Genomic DNA, 5560 nt, shown 5'->3' with positions numbered 1-5560 from the left:
GCTTTCTGTCTAGATGAAACACCATGTATCTTCTTAAAAATCGTAAGAATTACTTTCCCATCAATCAAACAAAGATAGCAAATAGGACTTATTGGACAACCCCTTACTTTTTAAAAAAAAATTGTTGACTTAATAAATAAATTTTTTGTAAAATAGAAATTCGGCTAAAAATTTTGAACGGATAGGAGGGAATCATCCCGATGAGTAACATATTTGAAGAAGAATTAAAGCAAATGAAAGAGACGCTATGTACATTTGATAGGCAATTAGACAAACTAGAAAAAATTCCGGTTTATCATGGATCAGATTTTAGTGAGCAAATCCTTGAAAGCATGAGGGAGTTAAGTCGACAAAATCTTCGTATCGGTGTACAAGAACCATATTTTGGGCGGTTAGATTTTCAAGAGGAAGATCAGGCAGAACCAAAACCAATATATATTGGAAAAGTTGGTGTTTCTGATGAGAAAACCATGAAACCAATTGTTGCAGATTGGCGTGCACCGGTTGCTAGTATGTTTTATTCATTTACTGGTGGTGAAGAACTGACTTTTTATCATTCACCAGATGGTTTAGTAGAAGGAGAAGTATATTTAAAAAGAAATATTGCCATTCGTAAAAGAGAGCTAGAACGTGTTGTTGATACATATGTAAAAGGAAGTGAAGATGTATCACTTGCGGATGATTTTCTCCTATATCGCTTAGGTGAAAACAAGGATAACAAATTAAAAGATATCGTTTCGACGATCCAATCTGAGCAAAATGATATTATTCGTGCAAAGAAGAACATGCCGCTATTGATCCAAGGGGTTGCAGGAAGCGGAAAGACAACAATCGCTTTACATCGCCTTGCTTTTTTGATTTATGAATATCGTGAACAGTTACAGGCAGACAGAATGATTGTCTTTGCTCCAAACAGTTTGTTTTTAGACTATATTTCTGGTGTATTACCTGAACTTGGTGTAGGGAATATTAAACAAACGACATTTCAAGATTGGGCACTACGTACTTTAGATGATACGGTGAAATTAAAACATACAGAAGAAAAGCTGAAGGAAGCCTTTTCAATCAATCGTGATGAAAAAAAGATTATGCTCGGCAAATTAAAAGGAACGATGAAATTTAAGTCATTTATTGAAGATAGTATGGTTCAATTTGGAAAGAATCTAGTTCCTACGAAAGATTTCGAGGCATGGGATAAAGCTGTTATCACAGTAGAAGAAATCAAAAAATGGATGCTAGTTGAATATAAGCATTATCCATTAATAAAGCGTAGAGAACGATTGGTTGGTCGGATTAAGCGGTGGATTGAGATTGAACTTAAAAAGTTTGAAGGAACGAACGAGAAAAAAACACTGAAAAAAGAAGCGACAAAGAGATTAAATGCATACATGAAATTTTGGCCTAAATTAAGCCCACTATCATTTTACAATACGATGATGAAACAAAAAGAAATAGTAGAGGTAATTCCTGAAGAACTTGTTCAAGAAACAGTAAAAAATTTACGAAAAAAAGAGGTTCATGTAGATGATTTACCGCCACTTATTTTTATTCATCATCAATTAGCAGGTATCGAAAGCGGGAAAAAATTTCATCATGTTGTGATAGATGAAGCGCAGGACTTTTCACCATTTCAAATTGATGTATTAAAAGAGATTACAATCGGAAACTCTTTTACAATTTTAGGTGATTTATCTCAGGCGATCTACGATTATCAAGGAATTGAGGATTGGAATGATTTTAAAAAAGTTTTTCAGGAAACAGGTTATTTTGAACTAACAAGAAGTTATCGTTCCACAAAAGAAATTATCGAGTTTGCAAACAAAGTCATAAAGAATGCTGAAATTCCTGTAGGTCTTGCAGCACCTGTTTTTCGTAGCGGTAATAAAGTAAAGGTACTTTTATTGGATAATCAGTTTGCTGATATCGTTAATACTCTACAACATATGCAGAATGAAAATGTAAAGACAGTTGCTATTATAGGAAGAACAGATGATGAATGTCGTAATATATATGAAAAATTAATAGAAGAAGGAATCGCTGTAAATATCGTTGAAGCGAATCAAAGCAAATATGAAGGTGGTATTTCAGTAGTACCAGTTTATTTAGCAAAAGGTTTAGAATTTGATGCTGTGATCCTTATAGATGTTGATGAAAGGCATTATAAAAATACAAAGCATGATGCTAAATTATTATATGTTGGATGTACGAGAGCTCTCCATGATTTGCGAATTTTCTATTCTGGAGAAGCATCACCTTTAATTCAAGGAATACTAGAAGAATGTTATGAAAGCAAATAATAAATGGTTAAAGAGGATTTTTAAGCGATAAGCGAGAAAATCCTCTTTTTTGTTCACTCCTTTAGGTAGTGAGCTATTTAAATAAGAATATTTTATAGAGTTAAAATTATATCGAGATATAGAAATAAATAAGAGTATTTATAATAAACGCTTTTTATTATTGTCATTATTTTTTCACAAATTAGCACATTATGTATATTTGAATAATTTGTTTATTGTAGTAATATAGGTTTTGGAAGGGATTACATAGCAAATATTTACATAAACAAATAGTTATATATCCCAAAAAACACATACTTAGCAAACAAATTTTAAGAGGGGTGTACCGTAATGACAAACAAACAAAGTGCATTTTATATGCCATCAGTGAACTTACTTGGACAAGGATCTGTAAATGAAGTTGGAACAAGACTAGCTGGTCTTGGAGCAAAGAAAACACTAATAGTAACAGACGCTGGTTTACATGAATTAGGTGTTTCTAACAGCATTGCAACTATTATTCGTGAATCTGGTGTAGAAGTACATATTTTCCCTAAAGCTGAGCCAAATCCTACTGATAAAAATGTTGCAGAAGGTCTAGAAGCGTACACAGCTGAAAACTGCGATAGTATTGTTACACTTGGTGGCGGAAGCTCACATGATGCTGGTAAAGGAATCGGAATAGTAGCGGCAAATGGTGGAAGCATTCATGATTACGAAGGTGTTGATGTATCTAAGAAGCCAATGGTTCCGTTAATTGCAATCAATACAACGGCTGGTACAGGTAGTGAAGTTACAAAATTTACAATTATTACGGATACAGTACGTAAAGTAAAAATGGCGATTGTTGATAAACATGTAACGCCAACACTATCTATTAATGACCCAGAATTGATGGTAGGTATGCCACCTGCTTTAACAGCTGCAACTGGATTAGATGCTTTGACTCATGCTATCGAAGCATATGTCTCAACAGCTGCAACACCAATTACTGATGCACTTGCTATTCAAGCGATCAAAATTATTCCAAAATATTTACCAAAAGCAGTAGCTAACGGTCAAGATATTGAAGCTCGTGAGCAAATGGTATACGCTCAGTCATTAGCTGGCATGGCATTTAATAATGCGTCTCTAGGTTATGTTCATGCAATCGCTCACCAATTTGGTGGTTTTTATAACTATCCACATGGAGTATGTAATGCGATTCTACTTCCACATGTATGTAAATTTAACTTGATTTCGAGGGAAGAACGTTTCGCAGAAATCGCAGTTGCATTAGGTGAAAAGGTAGATGGATTAAGCACTCGTGAAGCTGCTGAAAAAGGTATTGCTAAAATCGAACAAATGGCTAAAGATCTAAACATTCCAAGTGGTTTCGCAGAATTAGGAGCTAAAGAAGAAGATATTGAAACATTAGCTAAAAATGCGATGAAAGATGCTTGTGCGGCAACAAATCCACGTAAGCCTAAACTACAAGAAGTTATGGGAATTATCAAAAACGCTATGTAATATAGCTTAAATAAGAAAGAAGAATCCAACCCCTACTTTGTATAATACGTATCTAGGAAAATATTCTTATTACGTTTTGCATAATAGGGGTTTTATTTTTTGGTGAACACTTACTGAGAAATGTTGCTGGATATCTTATAAAAATGCCAACTTACTGAAATAGAAAGTAATATGTGACTTGAAATCTAATTATATTCATTACTCGTATATTTTAGTCTAAATTATACTTCTTAATTTTTGCATATAACCAAGGTCTGCTAATACCGAGTAATTGACTTGCTTTGGTTTTATTGCCTTTTGCTTCTCTTAAAGCAGCGATTATCATATCTTTTTCTTTTGAAAGAATCATATCTTTATAGGTTGAGGCTGATTGTTGAGTGATTGGTATTTCTTCAAGATCAAAATGGAAAGTACGAAGATGATCGACATCAATATAATCACTATTTTTTAAGTTAGCTGCTCTTTCTAAAACATTTTGTAATTCCCTCACATTTCCAGGCCAAGTATGTTTCATCAGCTTTGTAAAGGCCGAATGAGTGATTCCACTTATGTAAAAGCCGCTTTGGTTTAAGCGATTAATAATTGAATGAACAACATCTGGTAAGTCTTCCATTCTTTCTCTTAAAGGAGGTATATTTAATCGCATAATATTTAATCGATAGTATAGGTCTTTTCTAAACTTTCCCTCGGCTACTAATTTTTCAATATGTTGATTCGTGGCAGCAATAATTTTTGTATTTAAATGAATCGTTCTCGCGCTTCCAACTGGTTGAAATTCTTTTTCCTGCAGTACTCGTAATATTTTTGTTTGAAGTGGCATTGACATATCTCCGATTTCATCTAAAAAGATGGTACCATTTTGCGCAAGCTCAAATTTTCCCTTTAACCCGCCTTTTTTCGCACCTGTGAAAGCTCCCTCTACATAACCAAAAAATTCTGATTCAAGTAGTTCGGGTGGAATAGCTGCACAATTCACATGGATAAAAGGGCCCATTTGTCCAGAGGCTGCATGAATTCCTTGAGCAAATAACTCTTTTCCAGTACCGCTTTCACCAATAATTAAAACAGTAGACATGCTTTTAGAAGCTAGAGTAGCTTCATGTTTTACATTTCTTATCACATCAGACTCCCCGGCAATATCGAATAAAGTATACTTTGTTCCTTTTATTTTATTAATTTCATTTTGATAAGCAAATACTTGTTTTTCTAGTTTTTTAACTTTCGTTAATGCTTCATGCAAATGGGTTAAGCCACGATAAGTCACTTTACAAATAGCACTGATTGTCTCTCCCTTTTCCTTGATAGGCAAAATAGAAATGAGGGTTTGTTGACCCTCAATTATTTGAGGTGTATTGTGTACACTAATCCCACTTGTAATTACGTTTTCAATGTTTAGTTCAGGGAATAACTCGGTTGTGGATTTATTTATAACATCTTTACTGCTTAGTCTAAATAAATCAGTAAATCCTATATTAACCATTGTAATATTTGCTTTTTTATCAACAAGAATAATAGCATCATATGCAAATTCGATTACAGATCTGAGTTTTTGTTCCCATTCTTTAGTTAGTTGTAATTCGTTGATCGTTTGTTCAATTTGAGTAACATCTTCAATAATGACCATTGCGCCTACCAAAGTATCTTGACTATATAGCGGGTAACAATGTACGTATAGACTTGAATTGTTTAAGATTAATTGTTTTTTTGCTACAGTGCAGCGTTCAAATAGAATTTCTTCAAGTAAGTCTTTAATTATAAATAATTCCTTTTTCTCC

3 protein-coding genes are annotated in these 5560 nt (G+C 33.6%); 2 read left to right on the top strand and 1 reads right to left on the bottom strand.

Annotation, left to right across the window (positions count from 1 at the left end; all coding sequences use genetic code 11):
* Window positions 1-200 precede the first annotated feature (200 nt).
* Window positions 201-2297 carry a HelD family protein gene (locus tag V7014_RS24465; protein ID WP_335511260.1) on the top strand — a complete coding sequence of 699 codons (2097 nt, stop codon included), beginning with the start codon at window positions 201-203 and terminating at the stop codon, window positions 2295-2297.
* A 330-nt stretch (window positions 2298-2627) separates the two neighbouring features.
* Window positions 2628-3785: an iron-containing alcohol dehydrogenase gene (locus V7014_RS24460; RefSeq protein WP_335511258.1), complete on the top strand. Its 1158-nt coding sequence runs from the start codon at window positions 2628-2630 to the stop codon at window positions 3783-3785.
* 211 nt (window positions 3786-3996) lie between these two features.
* Here V7014_RS24460 and V7014_RS24455 read toward each other — a convergent pair.
* Window positions 3997-5560 (bottom strand): sigma 54-interacting transcriptional regulator (locus tag V7014_RS24455; protein ID WP_335511257.1); only part of this gene is annotated, 1564 nt, incomplete at its 5' end.

It is taken from the genome of Bacillus sp. JJ722 (assembly GCF_036963345.1).
Classification (GTDB): domain Bacteria; phylum Bacillota; class Bacilli; order Bacillales; family DSM-1321; genus Bacillus_AD.
This window is presented reverse-complemented; position numbering and strand designations above follow the sequence as displayed.